Here is a 15,870-nt window from a genome sequence, read left to right on the forward strand (position 1 = left end):
CACGCCCCGGCAGGATGATCGAACGACTGAAATCGGTGGTGTGGGCCGGGATCAAGCGCGTCGTCGCGCGCTCCCCGGCTCTCCGCCGTCGGCTCGAATACGCTCTGGCTAAGGGCGACGAGCCGTTTTTCCCGTCGGGCCATTTCTATTCGCCGGTGGTCGATCTCGTGGAGGCGCAGGCGGCCACCGGGAGGCTTTGGCCGGACGCTCCCGCCGACCTGCCCGACATCGCGTTGACAGCCACCGCGCAGGCGGACTTCCTCGACACGATCGTCCTGCCGCAGATCGACGGCTTCCTGCAGCTGTGCGCAGGCCAGAGCGCAGACGACCCGCTGCGTTTTCCGCCGGACAACGACCAGTACGGACACTTCGACAGCCTCGTGCTGTACGCAATGCTGCACCATGCGCGGCCACGGCGGATCATCGAGATCGGATCGGGCTTTTCCACGCTGCTGATGCGCGCGATCAACCGCGATGCGTTCGATGGCGGCATCGAGATCGCGTGTATCGAACCCTTCCCGCGCGACTTCCTCCGCGACCCCGGCATCGGCGTGCGCCTGCACGACATCCCCGTCCAATCCGCGCCGCTGGCGATGTTCTCCGCGCTCGCGGCCGGCGACATCCTGTTCGTCGATTCCTCGCACGTCGCCAAGACCGGCAGCGACGTGAACTTCATCGTCTTCGAGATCCTGCCAAGGCTCGCCGACGGCGTGATCGTCCACATCCACGACATCTTCCTGCCTTTCGAATACCCCAAGCAGTGGGTGATCGACGGCCGCCGCTCATGGAACGAGCAGTACGTGCTGCGCGCACTGCTCATGGGCAGTCGCCGCTATCGCCCATTGTTCGGCGCTGCCAGCGCCTCGCATGCCTGTCCGCGCGCGTTCGCCGCGATCACCGGGGCACTCGGCCTCGCCCACGCTGACGGCTGCAGCTTCTGGCTGGCGATCGAATCCGGGTGAACACACTGACGGCGCGGCAGCACCAACCCTCCGGTTTGTGCCGTCCGTCACTGCATCGACCTGCCCTTCTCCCACCCATTCTGAAATCATGTCTCCCATCCCAAGCAGCACGACGACCGAACCGATGCGCAGCTTCATGGATCGCCTCCGCGACCGCTGGCACGATGCCGACACCCTCGTCTGCGTCGGCCTGGACCCGGAGCCGGCGAAGTTCCCGGCGCGTTTCGCCGGGCAACCGAACGCGATCTTCGAGTTCTGTCGCGACATCGTCGACGCGACCGCGCCGTACGCCTGCGCGTTCAAGCCGCAGATCGCGCACTTCGCCGCGGCCGAGGCCGAGGAGGCGCTGCGCATGCTGATCCTGCACATCCGCCTGCGCCATCCGCACGTGCCGGTGATCCTCGACAGCAAGCGCGGCGACATCGGCAGCACCGCGCAGCACTACGCGCGCGAAGCCTTCGAGCGCTACGCCGCCGATGCGGTGACCGTGAACCCGTACATGGGCCGCGATTCCGCGCAGCCCTTCCTCGACCACGCCGACAAGGGCGTGGTGATCCTGTGCCGCACCTCCAACCCCGGCGCGGGCGACCTGCAGGACCTGCTGGTCGACGGCAAGCCGCTGTACCAGCATGTCGCCGCGAAGGTCGCGCGCGAGTGGAACGAACACGGCAACTGCGCGCTGGTCGTCGGCGCGACCTGGCCGGAGCAGCTGCGCGAAGTGCGCGCCATCGTCGGCGACCAGGTGCCTTTCCTCGTGCCTGGCGTCGGCGCGCAGGGCGGCGACGTGCGCGCGGTGGTGTCGAACGCCCGCAACCGCGACGGCGACGGGCTCGTCATCAGCTCGTCGCGGGCGATTCTTTACGCGTCCAGCGGCGACGACTATGCCGAAGCGGCGGCGAACGCAGCCCGCGCGCTGCGCGACGAGATCAATCTCTATCGTTGATCGCCGGGCGCTCTTCCCTCGCACGCGGGGGAAGGAGAACACCGACCACCGGGCTCAATCCTTGCGCGCGAGGATACGCTGCCATGGCAGCGCCCAGGACAGCACCGGCGCGGCCCAGCCGACGCGGCGCAGGCGTGGATGACGGCGGAGGCGTTCGGTCGAAAGCGATTCGACCGTGCAGTCGTCGAACATCCGGCGCAGCGACGCTGCGCTGCTGGACCAGGGATAGCCGCGACGCTGGCGCCAGTCGCCGAGCAGGCGCCGCGAGTGGTATTCGCGCAGGCGCAGCGGACTCGGCGTGGCCAGGTAGACATGGCCGCCGCGGCGCGTGACGCGGAGCATCTCGGCGATGAAGGCACGGCGCGCCTCGATGCTGCCGATGAATTCGAGCACCGACACGCAAGTCACCAGATCGAAATGGCCGTCGGGAAAAGGCAGCGGCGCGCCGGCATCGACATGCAGGAAGCGCGCGCGCGCGGGATCGAGGTCGTGGCCGAGCGCGCGCACGGCGGCGGCATCGATCGCTTCGCGACTGGCGTCGATGCCGACGACCTCGTCGGCCGCCAGCGCCGACAACGCCAGCGCCACCGTGGTGCCGCCGGTGCCGCAGCCCACGTCGAGGATGCGCGGCGCGTGGCCGACGCGGGTGACGAGCGGCGCGCACAGGCTCTGCGCATGCATCGCGACACGGCCGATCTCGCGTTCGAGGAAGCGTTCCGAGACCCGGCCGTCGAAACGGCTGTCGTAATCGCCGACGCCATCGGAATCGTGGATGTCGCGCGCGGCGGCGCCGCGACGGATCAGTTCGATGAAGCGTGTTCGATGAGGCTCGCGCATCGTGTCACCGTGCGCCGGGCTCGATGGCCGGACGACGTCCCTGGCAGTTGCCGACATGCTGTTCCGGTGCCGCTCCGCGGCCCGCCTTGTTCGTGAAGGCCCGCATTCTACGTCAGGCAGCAGGCGCTCGGCGGCGCGACTGCCAGCGCTGGCGGATCGCGCGCATCGCCGGCCGCTCGATCCAGCGATTGAGCAGCGTGGCCAGGCCCAGCGCCAGCGCGAGTGCGAGCGTGATCGCCGCGAGGCTGGGCACGCCCAGGCGTTCGAGCCGGTGGATCACCGCGAACCCGATCGCCTGATGCAGCAGATACAGCGCATAGGAAATGCCGCCGAGGAACAGGAACAGCCGGTGGCGCAGCCAGCGCAGGCCACCGCCGAGGAACAGCGCGAACACCGCCGTGCAGGACAGGCCGACCACGAAGTACACCGGCTCGTAGGCGATCCCGATCGTGGCCAGCGACGCGAGGATCAGCGCGATGTTCGCACGGCGCGAGCCGCGCGCGGCATGCAGGCGGTAGAACAGGATGCCCAGCGCGAAATACGGGATGTACAGCAGATTGAGCAGCACGCGCGTGGTGTAGGAAAAGTGCCAGCCCTGCCGCAACGCCAGCGCGTACGCGAGCACCAGCAGCAGCCAGCCGGCGATGATCCACGGGATGCGGTGCAACTGCCGCAGCACGAACCACAGCAGCATCTGCGCATAGAAGAAGAGCTCGACCTGCAGGGTCCAGTACGAACCATCGATATCCTCGAAACCGAGGATTTCCTGGAGCATCGTCGTGTTCGCGACGAACGTCGCGGCATCGGGCCGCTGCTGCGGCATGCCGATCGCATGGACAACCAGGGTCGTGAGCAGCAGTGCGGCCCAGTAGGCCGGGAACAGGCGCGAGAAGCGCGAGACCACGAAGTCCGCCGCGGTGCGCGTGCGGTCCAGGGTCATGAAGATCACGAAGCCGCTGATCAGGAAGAACAGGTGCACGCCGTAGTTGCCGGCGGGGAAGCCGAAGCCGAGCGGATGCAGATGGCCGTGCTGCGACTGGTAGAACGTGGTGTAGTGATAGACCACCACGCCCAGCGCCGCCAGGCCGCGCAGGGCATCCAGTTCCTCAAGGCGGCCACGGTCGCCGGCGCGCACGGCCGGCGCAGCGACAACGCGATCGGACACCTCCGTCGGCACGGGACCGGCCAGTTCGGACATCGACGACTCCACCCCACTCCCCCACGCCGCACGGTACGGCGGCTGGCTATCATGAACGGATTAGAGCGGCTGGAGGGGACAGCCCCGCGACAGCCGTCCGCACACACCGCCTGTCCTGTGGCGACACCCGTTCGCGTCTTGGCACATCGTCGGCCTGCCGTGCGCGTCGACCGCGCCCCGACAGCCCCCCGACCCATTCCGACCGCATGCGCATCCTGATCGTCACCTCGCAATTCCCGATCGCCGGCGAACCCAACCGCGGACGCCCGATCCACCAGACGGTCCGTGAACTGTCGACACGGGCCGAGGTCCGGGTGCTCAGCCCGGTCGCGCGCTATCCCCGCTGGGCCACGCCGCGCAGCTACCTCTACCGCGCGTCCGATCCCGACTTCGCAGTCCCGGGCTGCGACGTGCGCTATGTCGACTACCCCGCCCTGCCCGCCGTCAGCCGGCCGTTCAACGGCTGGCTGTGCGCGCGCACCCTGCACGCGCCGCTGCGCGAATTTGCCCCGGACGTGGTGCTGTCGTACTGGCTGTATCCGGACGCCTTTGGCGCGATGCACGCCGCGCGCCGCGCCAGGCTGCCGCTGGTGGTCGGTTCGCGGGGCTCGGACCTGCGCGTGCGCGATGCGATCAGCCGGCGCCTGACGCGCCCCGTCCTCCGGGCCGCACAGCGCATCCTGGTGGTCAGCGAGGATCTCGGCCGGGTCGCTGTGCGCGACTACGACGCCGACCCGGCGAAGATCCGGGCGATCCCCAACGGCTGCGACGCGACGATCTTCCACCCACAGCCGCAGGGCGACGCACGCGCCGCCCTCGGCCTGGACAGCGGCGTGCCGCTGATCGCCTATGTCGGCCGCCTCGTCCCGGAGAAGGGCCTGCGCGAACTGCTCGACGCGGTGACCGCGCTCGCGACGCGCCTGACCGGGCTGCAGCTCGCACTGATCGGCGAAGGACCGATGCGCGCCGAGCTGGAGGCGCGCATCGCCGCGATGCCGGGTGTGCGCGTGCACCTGCCCGGCGCTCAGGGGCCACGCGAGGTCGCGCGCTGGATGGCCGCGTCCGACCTGGTCACCCTGCCCAGCTATTCCGAAGGTCATCCGAACGTGCTGGTCGAAGCCCTGGCCTGCGGTCGTCCGGTGGTCGCGACCCCGGTCGGCGGCATCCCGGAAGTGGTCGACGCCGATTGCGGGCTGCTGGTGGCGGTCCGCGATCCCGCCGCGCTGGCCGAGGGCCTGGCGGCGGCGCTGGGGCGCGTCTGGAACGAGACCACACTGTCGCGGCGTTTCTCGCGCGGCTGGGACGCGGTCGCCGCCGACACCCTGCGCGCCTGCGAGGAAGCGGTCACGGCATCGAAACGCTGACCACGCGACGCAGCGTGGCATGAGTCCGGCGTTTTTGACGTTGGATACCGACCGAGCAGGCAACGACAGAACAGGGGCCGTACCGACGTGTGTGGAATCGCGGGATTCAGCGGGCCCGACGTGCGCCCGGACGAGGCGCACCCGCTGCTGCAGCGGATGATCCACACGCTGGCGCATCGCGGACCGGACGGCTTCGGCTTCCATGCCGACCACGGCATCGGCCTGGCCCATGCGCGCCTGTCGATCATCGACCTGAGCACCGGCGACCAGCCGATCCACAACCCGTCGCGCACGGCCTGGACGGTCTTCAACGGCGAGATCTTCAACTACGTCGAACTGCGCCGCGAACTCGAAGCCGAGGGCCGCGTCTTCTATACGCAATCCGACACCGAAGTGATCGTGCACCTGTACGACCGCGACGGCGACGATTTCGTGCAGCACCTCAACGGCCAGTTCGCGATCGCGCTGTGGGATGCGACCCGCCATCGCCTGGTGCTGGCGCGCGACCGCGCCGGCATCCGTCCGCTGTATCTCGCCCGCGAGGCCGGCCGGCTGTGGTTCGCCTCGGAACCCAAGGCCTTGCTGGCGGTCCTGCCGCAGTGCGCGACGCTCGATCCGCGCGGGCTGGCCGAAACCTTCGCCACCTGGTCGCCGATCGAACCGCACACGGTCTATCGCGGTATCGAGAGCCTGCCGCCGGGCCATCTGCTGGTACGCGAGGCCGACGGCCGCGAGACCCTGCGCCGCTGGTGGGACTGGACCTTCCCGGACGAGGCCGACACATCGCCGTCGCGCTTCCCGATGGATGTCGAAACCGCGACTGCCGAACTGCGCGCGCTGCTGATCGATGCCGTGCGCCTGCAGCTGCGCGCGGACGTGCCGGTCGGCGCCTATCTCAGCGGCGGCCTGGATTCGTCGGGGATCGTCGCGATGATCCGCGGCTTCACCCACACCCCGGTGCGCACGTTCTCGGTGGCCTTCGAGGACGGCGAATTCGACGAAAGCGAACACCAGATGGCGATGGTGCGCCACCTCGGCACCGAACACACCACGCTGCGCTGCACGCGACGCGACATCGGCGAAGCCTTCCCGCGCCTGGTCCGCCATACCGACACCCCGGTGCTGCGCACCGCGCCGGTGCCGCTGATGCTGCTGGCCGGCAGCGTGCGCGAACACGGCTACAAGGTCGTGCTGACCGGCGAAGGCGCCGACGAGGTGTTCGGCGGCTACGACCTGTTCAAGGAAGCGAAGATCCGCCGCTTCTGGGCACAGCAGCCGGATTCGCGCCTGCGGCCGCGCCTGCTCGAACGCCTGTATGGCTACCTGCCGAACTCGCCGGTGCGCAATCCCGCATTCGCGCAGACCTTCTTCGGCCAGGGCATGCAGCACCTGCATCGCCCGGTGTTCGCGCACGTGCCGCGCTGGACCACCTCGCAGCGCGCACTAGGCCTGCTCTCGCCCGACATGCGCGCTGAAGTCGGCGCGTTCGACCCGCTCGACGCCTTCGAAGCGACGCTACCGGCGGAGATCGCGCGCTGGTCGCCATTGGCGCGCGACCAGTACGTCGAGGCCAAGTCGCTGCTCTCGGGCTATCTGCTCTCCTCGCAGGGCGACCGCGTGGCGATGGCCAACTCGATCGAAGGCCGCGTGCCCTACCTCGACCATCGCGTCATCGAGTTCGCCAACCGCCTGCCGCCCAGCTGGAAGATCCGCGGCATGACCGAAAAATGGCTGCTGCGCCGCGCGCTGCGCGACCTCCTGCCGGACGACATCCTGCAGCGCACCAAGCAGCCGTACCGCGCACCGGACAGCGCCAGCTTCTTCTTCGACGGCCAGCCGCTGGACTACGTCGCCGACCTGATGAGCGAGGCCAGCCTGCGCGAGGCCGGCTATTTCGATGCCGCCGCCGTCGGCCGGCTGTTCGACAAGTGCCGCGCCGGCCGCGCCACCGGCTTCGCCGACAACCAGGCCTTCGTCGGCGTGCTGTCGACGATGCTGGTCCACCGCCAGCTGCGCGATGCCTCCGGCGCCGCCGCGCCCCACTGATCACACGGATACGCCTGCTCCATGCACTGGAAACTGAAAGGACTGCTGCAGAAAACCCTGGGCGTGCTGCCCGCCGGCGAGACCCTGCACTACCGCTTGCAGCGCCACCTCGGCGGCATGCGCAATCCGCGCCGTGAGATCGGCCTGAAGATCGACGACTGGGAAGGCATGGTGAAGCAGCTGCACGGCGTCGGCGTGCGCATTCCCGGCGCGCGGCTGATGGAGATCGGCAGCGGCTGGTATCCCGCCTTGCCGCTGGCCTGCTACCTGGTCGGCGCCGCGCGCGTGCACACGCTCGATCTGAACCGTCTGCTCAAACCCGACCTGATGCGCCTGTGCATCGCGATGCTCGGCGAACAGCTGCCGCGCCTGGCGAGCACCTGCGACGTCGACCTGGCGGACGTCGAGGCGCGTTACGCCCGCCTGCGCGAGGCCGCGAACCGCAGCGACGATCCCGGCACGATCAGCGACGGCGTCATCGACTACCGCGCACCGGCCGACGCCGCCGCGTCGGGACTGCCCGACGGCTCGATCGACATCGTGTTCTCCAACAGCGTGCTCGAACACGTCCCGCCGGACGCCATCGCGCGCATCCATCGCGCGACGCGCAACCTCGTCCGCCCAGGCGGCTGGGTATTCCACTCGGTGAACTGCGGCGACCACTACGCCTACGCCGACCCAGGCATCCACCAGCTCAACTACCTGCAGTTCTCCGACGCGCAGTGGGCGTTCTGGAACAACCGCTTCCTCTACCAGAACCGGCTGCGCGCGCACCAGCTCGTCGACGGCGCCCGCGACGCCGGCTTCGACATCGTCCTCGACACCTCGCACGCACGCCCGCAGCGCCTGCAGCAATTGCAGGCGATGGCCATCGCCGAACAGTTCCGGCACATCGCACCGGAAAAGCTGTGCATCACGACGGTGGATTTCATCGGGCGGAATCCGGGGGCCTGACCCGCAGCCCCCGTTCGCATCGGTCCGCGCCTCAGCGCGCCGGGCGGATCCGCAGCAGCTTGCCCTGCTCTGCGTCGACCAGCAGGTAGATCGCGCCGTCCGGCCCTTCGCGCACGTCGCGGATGCGGTCCTGGCGCGCGGCGAGCAGGCGTTCCTCGTGCACGACGCGGTCGCCGTCGAGTTCCAGACGGATCAATGCGGTCTTCGCCAGTGATCCCAGCAGCAGATTGCCCTTCCACTCGGGAATCGCCTTGCCGCTGTAGAACAGCATGCCGCTCAGGCCGGGCGAGACCTCCCAGACGTGGTGCGGCTGCGCCATGCCAGGCGCCTCGCGGCCGGTGGAGCCCTTGATCGGCTCGCCGCTGTAGTCGACGCCGTGCGTGATCACCGGCCAGCCGTAGTTGCCGCCGGCCTCGGGGATGTTCAGTTCGTCGCCACCCATCGGCCCGTGCTCGCTGGTCCAGACCTTGCGCGTGACCGGATGCAGCGCGGCGCCCTGCATGTTGCGATGGCCGAGCGACCAGATCTCGGGCCGTGCGCCTTCGCGCTTCGCGAACGGGTTGTCCTCGGGGATTCGCCCGTCCGGCCAGATCCGCACCAGCTTGCCCTGCAGGGTGTCCAGCGACTGCACCGCGCTGTCGACGCGGTTGTCGCCCTGGGTGACGAACAGGTGGCCCTGGTCGTCGAATACCAGCCGCGACCCAACATGGGTGCCGCTGGAGAGCTTCGGCTCCTGGCGATACACCACTTCGACATCGCGGAGCTGGTCGCCTTCGAGCCGGCCGCGCGCCACCGCCGTGCCGCACTTGTTGCCGCGCAGGTTCGGCTCGGCGAACGACACGTACACCAGCTTGTCCTCGGCGAACGTCGGCGAGAGCACGACATCGAGCAGGCCGGCCTGCCCATCGACATAGATCTTCGGCAGCCCGCCGATGGGCGCGGACACCGTGCCGTCGGCCGCGATCCGGCGCAGGCGGCCGGGACGCTCGGTCACCAGCATGTCGCCGTCGGGCAGGATCGCCAGCCCCCACGGATGCTCCAGGCCCGTCACCAGCTCGCTGACTTCGATGCGCGTCTTTTCCGTGGCCTCGGCGACCGGCGCGGCATCGCGCGCGGCCTTGGGCGGTTCGCTCGGCGGCGTGGGCGCATCGGGTGCGCCACAGGCCGTCAGCCCGAGGGCCAGCGCCAGGACGGCGGGGAGCATCGATCCGGGCATCGCTCGGCGTTGCGACGGACCACGGCGAGACGAGGCGGCATCAGCGACCACAGGAGAATTCGGGATCATGGACTGCGCTATCGACGTGACGGACGGCACGTTATCCTACCCGACGGTTCGCGGCAGGGTCCCGCACCGCCTCCGTTTCGCCCCATCCCGCACACCTCCGCACCGATTCCTCGCCTTCGCTCCCGACGCGCCCCGGATTGGCCGTCGCAGGGCCTTTATTGCGTACAGAACCATCGACCAGGGGACTCCGCATGTCGCATCGCCAGACCATCAAACGCTTCATCCTCAAGAATTTCCTCTTTTCGGACGACGACACCGCCATCGGCGACCAGGATTCCCTGGTGCGCGGCGGCGTGCTCGATTCCACCGGCATCTACGAGCTGATCATGTTCGTCGAGGAAGAGTTCAAGCTCTCCATCGCGCCGGAGGAAATGGTGCCCGAGAACTTCGACACCCTCGAATCGATGGATGCCTTCATCCAGCGCAAGCTCGCTGGCTGATTCCAACGCCATGACGTCGGTTCCCACCCGCGTCGCCGCGATCGCAGCACGCCATCCCGGCCGGACCGCGATCGTCGGCGATGACCGCCGCATCGATTACGCCGGTTTCTGGCGCGAAGTGCAGTGCTTCGCCCGTGCGCTGCGCGCGCGCGGGCTGCAGCCGGGCGAGCGCGTGGCGATCCTGCTGCCGAACCGCATCGAAGCCGCCGTGGCCTGCTACGGCGCATGGTTGGCCGGCGGCATCTCGGTGCCGCTCAACGCGCAGGCCCGCGAGCGTGATTTCCTCGCCTGGCTGGCGCACTGCGACACCCGCCACGTGGTCTTCGAGACGCGCCACGGCGATGCGGTCGCGGCGATCGACGCCTGCGACGCGACGCGCGCGAAGCCGATCGAACGCTGGGCGATCGACGGCGACCATCCGCTCGCCGACCGCACCGCATCGAACGAGGACGCATCCGACCTCGATCCCGCAGCCATCGCTGGCGAGGACATCGCCGTCATCCTCTACACCTCCGGCACCACCGGCGCGCCGAAGGGCGTCACCCTCAGCCACGGCAATCTGCTGGCGAACGCCGATGCGGTGCTGCGCTATCTGTCGCTTGGCGAAGGCGACAGCGTGCTGTCGATCCTCGCCTTCTACTACGCCTACGGCGCCTCGGTGCTGCACACGCACCTGATGTCCGGCGGCTGCGTGGTGCTGGCGCAGAACCTGCTGTTCCCGCACCTGCTGATGGACACGATCGCCCGCGAACGCATCACCGGTTTCTCCGGCGTGCCCTCGACCTTCGCGCTGCTGCTGGAACGCGTGAAGCTGGCCGACTACGACCTCTCCTCACTGCGCTACCTCACCCAGGCCGGCGGCGCCATGAGTCCCGTGCTCACACGACGTCTCCGCGCGGCGCTGCCGCATGCGCGCCTGTTCGTCATGTACGGCCAGACCGAGGCGACTTCGCGGCTGACGTATCTCCCGCCTGACCGCCTGGACGAGAAACTCGGCGCGGTCGGCATCCCCGTCGATGGCGTCGAGCTGCGCATCGTCCGCGAAGACGGCCACGATGCCGACATCGGCGAGACCGGCGAAGTGCGCGTGCGCGGTCCGAACGTGATGCGCGGCTACTGGAAGAACGACGACGCCACCGCCGCCGTGCTCGTCGACGGCTGGCTGCGTACCGGCGACCTCGGCCATCTCGATGCCGACGGCGTGCTGTGGCTCGCCGGGCGTCGCAGCGACATGATCAAGACCGGCGCGCATCGCGTGCATCCTGGCGACATCGAGGAGGTCATCGCCGAGATCCCCGGCGTCAGCGAAGTCGCTGTCGTCGGCATCGACGACAGCGTGCTGGGCCAGGTCATCAAGGCCTTCGTGGTCGCGCCGGGCCTGCCGCCGAACAGCGGCAACCACATCAAGGCGCACTGCCGCGAGCGCCTGGCCACCTACAAGATTCCGCGCGACATCGCCTTCGTCGCCGCGCTCCCGCGTACCGCCTCCGGCAAGGTTCGCCGCGCCGCCCTCCTGGCCACTCTCTCCGAACCCGACACCAACGCATGAACGCCTCCGCACACGCGCCACTGGACTGGACCGTCCTCGACCTCGACTACGCCGCAGAAGCCGATCGCATCGCCGCGCGGCTGCGCGACATCACCGCGCGCCAGCTGCGCCGACGCGGCCTGGTGGTCGCGATTTCCGGCGGCATCGACAGCTCGGCGAGCGTCGCGCTCGCGGTGCGCGCGCTGGGCCCGGAGCGCGTGTTCGGCCTGATCCTGCCCGAGCGCGATTCCTCCGACGACAGCGCCGCGCGCGCGACGATCCTCGCGCAGCACCTCGGCATCCGCACCGAGACCGTCGACATCGCGCCCGCGCTGGACGCCATCGGCTGCTACCGCGCCCGCGACGCTGCGGTGCGCAACACGATCCCCGAATACGGCGACGGCTGGAAGTTCAAGATCGTCATCGACGGCGGCCTGCAGGGTCGCTTCAACCGCTTCCGCCTGATCGCCGAAGCGCCGGACGGCACGCCGCACGATCGCGACCTCGCGCTGGCCGACTATCTCACCATCGTCGCCGCGACGAACTTCAAGCAGCGCATCCGCAAGACCCTGGAATACTTCCACGCCGATCGCCTGAACTACGGCGTGGTCGGCACGCCGAACCGGCTGGAATACGACCAGGGTTTCTTCGTGAAGAACGGCGACGGCTCGGCCGACGTCAAGCCGATCGCGCACCTCTACAAATCGCAGGTCTACGGCATGGCGCGCCACCTCGGCCTGCCCGAGCGCGTCTGCGCGGCGGTGCCGACCACCGACACCTACAGTCTCGCGCAGGGCCAGGACGAGTTCTATTTCGCCCTGCCCTACCGGCAGATGGATCTCGCCCTGTACGCACTGAACCACGACTACCCGGCGGCCGAACTGGCGCGCGTGCTGGAGATCGACGAAGTGCAGGCGCACGCGATCTACGAGGACATCCGCAACAAGCGCCGCACCACGCAGTACATGCACCTCGCGCCGGTGCTCGCGGTCGACGTGCCCGAAATCCACGCGTGAGCGACGCGACGACGCCCGCGCAAGCGCCCGTCGCCCCGCAGTACGCGGCGCACGATGGCGATGCCGCGCGCGACCGCGACGCGGTGCTGGCGGCCTGGCGAGGCAATCTCGGCCAAGCCGCGCGCATGGCCGCGAAGTACGACTGGTTCTACCTGGGCGCGCCGGCCGGGATGCCGGTGATGCAGCTGCTGGCGCATGTCGGCAGCGATGCGCCGGTGGGCGTGTGCTCGGCCGGCCGTCGACGCATGCTGCGCGAAGGCCGCGAGATCCGCGCCGGCGTACTGGTCGATCTCGCGGTGACGCCGGAACATCGCAGCCTCGGGCCGGCACTGATCCTGCAGCAGGGCCTGTTCGCCGCCGGTCGTCGTGAACTCGACCAGCTCTACGGCTTTCCGAATCCGAAGGCGGCGCCGGTCTTCAAGCGCATCGGCTACCGCAAGCTCGGCGAGATGGTGCGCCATGCCCGCGTCGTGCGTCATGCGCCGTACGTGCAGCGCCGCGCACCGACCTTGCCCGCGCCGCTGGCCGACGCGCTGGGGGCATTCTTCGATCTCGGCACGGCGCTGCGCGATCGACTGCGCTTTCGCGGCACCGGCGCACTGCACGCAACCTGGTGCGATCACGCGCCCGACATCGATGCGCTGTGGTCGGCCTCGCCGAAACCCGCTGCGCTCACCGCGATCCGCGACGCCGCGCACCTGCGCTGGCGGTTCGACGACGCGCCGACCGATGCTGCACTGCCGCCGTTCCGTCATCTGCTGCTGCGCGATGCGCGTGGCGATGCCGCCTGGTTCGCCACGCGCGCGGAGAACGCCACGCGCACGCTGCATGTGCACGACGCCTGGACCCGCGACGGCGGCGCGACGCCCTCGCACGCGATCCTGCTGGCCTTGCTGCGTGCCGCGCACCAGGCCGGTTTTGCGGTGATCTCGGTCGAACTGGCGACGAACGCCGAACGCCTGCAGCCGTGGCGCGATCTGGGTTTCGAAGCACGCAGCCGACGCCCGGTATTCGGCACGGATTTCCGCGATGGCGCGGACGGCGACACCGACCTGCACCTGACCTCGGCCGACGAGGACGAGTGATCGCAGGTCGATCGCGCTCCGCTCATCGTTTCTTTTGCCCCCTTTGCAAAAGGGGGGCGACGCGCGAAGCGCGGCGGGGGGATTTGCGGAACGCGAGCGAAAACGTCCGATCCACCACGCTCGATGAAGGATCGAAATCCCCCGCGGACGCTGCGCGACCGCCGCCCCCTCTGCAAAGGGAGCATTTCAGGCAACGACTCAGGCGAGGCGACGCGCCTCGCGGCGGAACAGATACCAGGCAAGACGCTCGGGCTGGAAGTGGCCATCCGCTCCGGCGACGGTGTCGGTTTCGTAACCCGTGCGGCCGAGCAGCCACGACGGCTGCGATCCCACGCGATTGAGCACCGGCACGCTGGTGAATAGCAGTTCGTAGCCGGATTCGCGCGCGCGCTGCGCGATCGCCTCGTCGAAGGAGCCGTGCGGGAACGACATCGTCGCGCACGGTGTCGATGCCAGGCCTTCGGGCAGATCGAGCATCCGCGCCATCGCCTCGCGCGCGCCACCGAGTTCATTATCGAGATCATCGGCGCGCTTCATCGCGACATGACTCTTGCCGTGCAGGCCCAGTTCGACGCCGCCGGCACGCAGGCGATGCAGATCGGTGACATCGACCATGTGCCTCAGCCCATCGTCGAGCGCGGACGCATGCGCCGCGACCACGGCCTGGCGCGTCGTCGTCGGCATGCGCTCGATCTGCGCGATGAGTTCGCGCAAGCCCGCGATGCCGTCACGCGAATGACGCTGGCCGCCGTGCGCGATTACCGTGTCGGCGAAAGCGTCGACCGCCAGCCGACCCGCGCGCCACGCCGCGATCGTGCGTTCCTGCCAGAACGGCTGGCGCGCGCCCACGGCGTCGGCGGCAACGAACATCACCGCCGGCAGGCCTGACCGCTGCAGGGCCGGCAATGCGTAATCGACATTGTCCAGCCAGCCGTCGTCGAAGGTGATGAGCAGGGCGCGGGGTGGCAGGCGCGTGCCTTCGCGGCGCGCACGCAGGACCTGGGCCAGCGAGACGATGTTGTAATGGCGGGCGAAGAAGGCCAGCGATGCGACGAACAGCGATTCGTCGAGCGTATAGTCCGGATCGCAGCTCGCCCAGCGCGGATCGCCGGGTCGCAGCGTGCGATGGAACATCACCACCGTTAGACTATCGGCGTTGCGCAGGCGGTGGTACAGGCCCAGCGCACCGCTGGCGTACAAGCCACTGAACAAGCCGTCATACACGTATTTCCTGGCGAATCCCCTGAGCATGCGCGCGACCGAAATTTCCGCCGGAGTCTCGGCGATTATACCGACATACAACCGGCGGGAGCTGGTGCAGCGCGCCATCGATTCGGTGCTGGCGCAGACGCATGCCGTGGACGAGATCGTGGTCGTCGACGACGGCTCCACCGACGGCACAGGCGAGGCGCTCGCGGCGCGCTACGGCGACCGGATCCGCTACCACTGGCAGCCCAATGCCGGCGTGTCCGCCGCGCGCAATACCGGCATGTCGATCGCCACCGGCCGCTATTTCGCCCTGCTCGACAGCGACGACCTGTGGCGCCCGGAAAAGACCGCGCGCCAGGTCGAGTGGCTCGATGCGCATCCGGATTTCGGGCTGGTGCTGTGCGATGTGGTGCGCGTGGACGACGCCGGCCAGCCCTACGACGTGTTCGTGCGCCGCGAGGTGCTGCCCGAAGACGGCTGGGCGCTGCGCTGGCTGCTGCTCAACCCGTCGCTGGTCCCGGCCTCGGCGATGTTCCGCCGCGAAGTGTTCGAGACCTGCGGCGGCTTCGATGTGAGCCTGCGCACGGCTGAGGACATCGACTTCCACCTGCGCGTGGCGCGGCACTGGAAGATCGGCGTGGTCGAAGACTCGCTGGTCGATGCGCTGCGCGGCCAGGACACCGGACTCTCTGCGGAAGCGACCACCTACGACGATTACGTGAAGGTGGTCGAGCGCGCGGTGGCCGATGCCGGGGACAGCGTCGACGAAGACATCCGCCGCGAAGCACTGGCGGTGACCTATGCGCGCAATGCGCGCGGCATGCTGATCCGCAGGCGCTGGCGCGATGCCCTGCGCCTGTGGCGCGCGGCCCGCGCGCACGCGACGATGGGCGAATCGCGACGCATGGTGCGCGAACTCGTGCCGTTCGCGGCACGTCGCCTGCTGCACAGCGCGCTGCGCCGAGGCTGAGCGTTCGCGCTGCGCGCAAAGGCGCTGCCGCCG

General features: G+C 69.2%; 14 protein-coding genes. 10 read left to right on the forward strand and 4 right to left on the reverse strand.

The window, feature by feature from the left end:
• Nucleotides 1-14 precede the first annotated feature (14 nt).
• Nucleotides 15-962, forward strand: a complete 948-nt coding sequence (locus tag ACFQ0E_RS00345) for a class I SAM-dependent methyltransferase (RefSeq protein WP_386821719.1) — start codon at nt 15-17, stop codon at nt 960-962.
• Between the two features lie 88 nt (nt 963-1,050).
• Nucleotides 1,051-1,905, forward strand: a complete 855-nt coding sequence (pyrF, locus tag ACFQ0E_RS00350; protein ID WP_386821721.1) for an orotidine-5'-phosphate decarboxylase — start codon at nt 1,051-1,053, stop codon at nt 1,903-1,905.
• A 54-nt stretch (nt 1,906-1,959) separates the two neighbouring features.
• On the opposite strand, the gene ACFQ0E_RS00355 is transcribed toward pyrF, so the two are convergent.
• Nucleotides 1,960-2,742 (reverse strand): class I SAM-dependent methyltransferase, encoded by a 783-nt coding sequence (locus tag ACFQ0E_RS00355; protein WP_386821723.1) that lies wholly within the window; start codon nt 2,740-2,742, stop codon nt 1,960-1,962.
• Between the two features lie 112 nt (nt 2,743-2,854).
• Nucleotides 2,855-3,940 carry an acyltransferase family protein gene (locus ACFQ0E_RS00360; protein WP_386821724.1) on the reverse strand — a complete coding sequence of 362 codons (1,086 nt, stop codon included), beginning with the start codon at nt 3,938-3,940 and terminating at the stop codon, nt 2,855-2,857.
• Nucleotides 3,941-4,146: 206 nt separating this feature from the next.
• Between ACFQ0E_RS00360 and ACFQ0E_RS00365 the strand changes: the two genes are divergently transcribed.
• From ACFQ0E_RS00365 to ACFQ0E_RS00375, 3 genes are all read left to right on the forward strand, one after another.
• The gene (locus ACFQ0E_RS00365) at nt 4,147-5,304 is read left to right on the forward strand and encodes a glycosyltransferase (RefSeq protein ID WP_386821725.1); all 1,158 of its coding nucleotides are present in this window, start codon (nt 4,147-4,149) and stop codon (nt 5,302-5,304) included.
• A gap of 87 nt (nt 5,305-5,391) precedes the next feature.
• Entirely contained in the window at nt 5,392-7,350 is a 1,959-nt protein-coding gene (asnB, locus tag ACFQ0E_RS00370) for an asparagine synthase (glutamine-hydrolyzing) (protein WP_386821726.1), read from the forward strand.
• Nucleotides 7,351-7,371: 21 nt separating this feature from the next.
• Nucleotides 7,372-8,304 (forward strand): methyltransferase domain-containing protein, encoded by a 933-nt coding sequence (locus ACFQ0E_RS00375; protein WP_386821727.1) that lies wholly within the window; start codon nt 7,372-7,374, stop codon nt 8,302-8,304.
• A gap of 31 nt (nt 8,305-8,335) precedes the next feature.
• Here the strand turns inward: ACFQ0E_RS00375 and ACFQ0E_RS00380 are convergent, their stop codons facing one another.
• A complete protein-coding gene (locus ACFQ0E_RS00380) occupies nt 8,336-9,508 on the reverse strand; it encodes a PQQ-dependent sugar dehydrogenase (RefSeq protein WP_386821728.1) in 1,173 nt (390 codons plus the stop codon).
• Between the two features lie 272 nt (nt 9,509-9,780).
• Between ACFQ0E_RS00380 and ACFQ0E_RS00385 the strand changes: the two genes are divergently transcribed.
• The 4 genes from ACFQ0E_RS00385 to ACFQ0E_RS00400 are packed head-to-tail and all read left to right on the forward strand — an operon-like array spanning nt 9,781 to nt 13,658.
• A complete protein-coding gene (locus ACFQ0E_RS00385) occupies nt 9,781-10,029 on the forward strand; it encodes an acyl carrier protein (protein ID WP_386821729.1) in 249 nt (82 codons plus the stop codon).
• A 10-nt stretch (nt 10,030-10,039) separates the two neighbouring features.
• Nucleotides 10,040-11,578, forward strand: coding sequence for a class I adenylate-forming enzyme family protein (locus ACFQ0E_RS00390; RefSeq protein ID WP_386821730.1), 1,539 nt, complete (start codon nt 10,040-10,042; stop codon nt 11,576-11,578).
• Nucleotides 11,575-12,573 carry an NAD(+) synthase gene (gene nadE / locus ACFQ0E_RS00395; protein ID WP_386821731.1) on the forward strand — a complete coding sequence of 333 codons (999 nt, stop codon included), beginning with the start codon at nt 11,575-11,577 and terminating at the stop codon, nt 12,571-12,573. The genes ACFQ0E_RS00390 and nadE overlap by 4 nt, the downstream gene beginning before the upstream one ends.
• Nucleotides 12,570-13,658 carry a hypothetical protein gene (locus tag ACFQ0E_RS00400; RefSeq protein WP_386821732.1) on the forward strand — a complete coding sequence of 363 codons (1,089 nt, stop codon included), beginning with the start codon at nt 12,570-12,572 and terminating at the stop codon, nt 13,656-13,658. The genes nadE and ACFQ0E_RS00400 overlap by 4 nt, the downstream gene beginning before the upstream one ends.
• 198 nt (nt 13,659-13,856) lie before the next feature.
• On the opposite strand, the gene ACFQ0E_RS00405 is transcribed toward ACFQ0E_RS00400, so the two are convergent.
• Nucleotides 13,857-14,909, reverse strand: coding sequence for a polysaccharide deacetylase family protein (locus ACFQ0E_RS00405; RefSeq protein ID WP_386821733.1), 1,053 nt, complete (start codon nt 14,907-14,909; stop codon nt 13,857-13,859).
• Here ACFQ0E_RS00405 and ACFQ0E_RS00410 point away from each other — a divergent pair.
• Nucleotides 14,908-15,837: a glycosyltransferase family 2 protein gene (locus tag ACFQ0E_RS00410; protein ID WP_386821734.1), complete on the forward strand. Its 930-nt coding sequence runs from the start codon at nt 14,908-14,910 to the stop codon at nt 15,835-15,837. The genes ACFQ0E_RS00405 and ACFQ0E_RS00410 overlap by 2 nt on opposite strands.
• Nucleotides 15,838-15,870: the final 33 nt, after the last annotated feature.

The sequence above is a fragment of the Lysobacter brunescens genome, from assembly GCF_042677005.1.
In the GTDB taxonomy this organism is placed as follows: Bacteria; Pseudomonadota; Gammaproteobacteria; order Xanthomonadales; family Xanthomonadaceae; genus Lysobacter_I; species Lysobacter_I brunescens.

Bases quoted from the DNA above. Each gene is read 5' to 3' on its own strand.
- ACFQ0E_RS00345 (WP_386821719.1), top strand. From the start codon at position 15: ATGATCGAACGACTGAAATCGGTGGTGTGGGCCGGGATCAAGCGCGTC.
- pyrF (WP_386821721.1), top strand. From the start codon at position 1,051: ATGTCTCCCATCCCAAGCAGCACGACGACCGAACCGATGCGCAGCTTC.
- ACFQ0E_RS00355 (WP_386821723.1), bottom strand. From the start codon at position 2,742: ATGCGCGAGCCTCATCGAACACGCTTCATCGAACTGATCCGTCGCGGC.
- ACFQ0E_RS00360 (WP_386821724.1), bottom strand. From the start codon at position 3,940: ATGTCCGAACTGGCCGGTCCCGTGCCGACGGAGGTGTCCGATCGCGTT.
- ACFQ0E_RS00365 (WP_386821725.1), top strand. From the start codon at position 4,147: ATGCGCATCCTGATCGTCACCTCGCAATTCCCGATCGCCGGCGAACCC.
- ACFQ0E_RS00375 (WP_386821727.1), top strand. From the start codon at position 7,372: ATGCACTGGAAACTGAAAGGACTGCTGCAGAAAACCCTGGGCGTGCTG.
- ACFQ0E_RS00380 (WP_386821728.1), bottom strand. From the start codon at position 9,508: ATGCTCCCCGCCGTCCTGGCGCTGGCCCTCGGGCTGACGGCCTGTGGC.
- ACFQ0E_RS00385 (WP_386821729.1), top strand. From the start codon at position 9,781: ATGTCGCATCGCCAGACCATCAAACGCTTCATCCTCAAGAATTTCCTC.
- ACFQ0E_RS00390 (WP_386821730.1), top strand. From the start codon at position 10,040: ATGACGTCGGTTCCCACCCGCGTCGCCGCGATCGCAGCACGCCATCCC.
- nadE (WP_386821731.1), top strand. From the start codon at position 11,575: ATGAACGCCTCCGCACACGCGCCACTGGACTGGACCGTCCTCGACCTC.
- ACFQ0E_RS00410 (WP_386821734.1), top strand. From the start codon at position 14,908: ATGCGCGCGACCGAAATTTCCGCCGGAGTCTCGGCGATTATACCGACA.
- ACFQ0E_RS00405 (WP_386821733.1), bottom strand. From the start codon at position 14,909: ATGCTCAGGGGATTCGCCAGGAAATACGTGTATGACGGCTTGTTCAGT.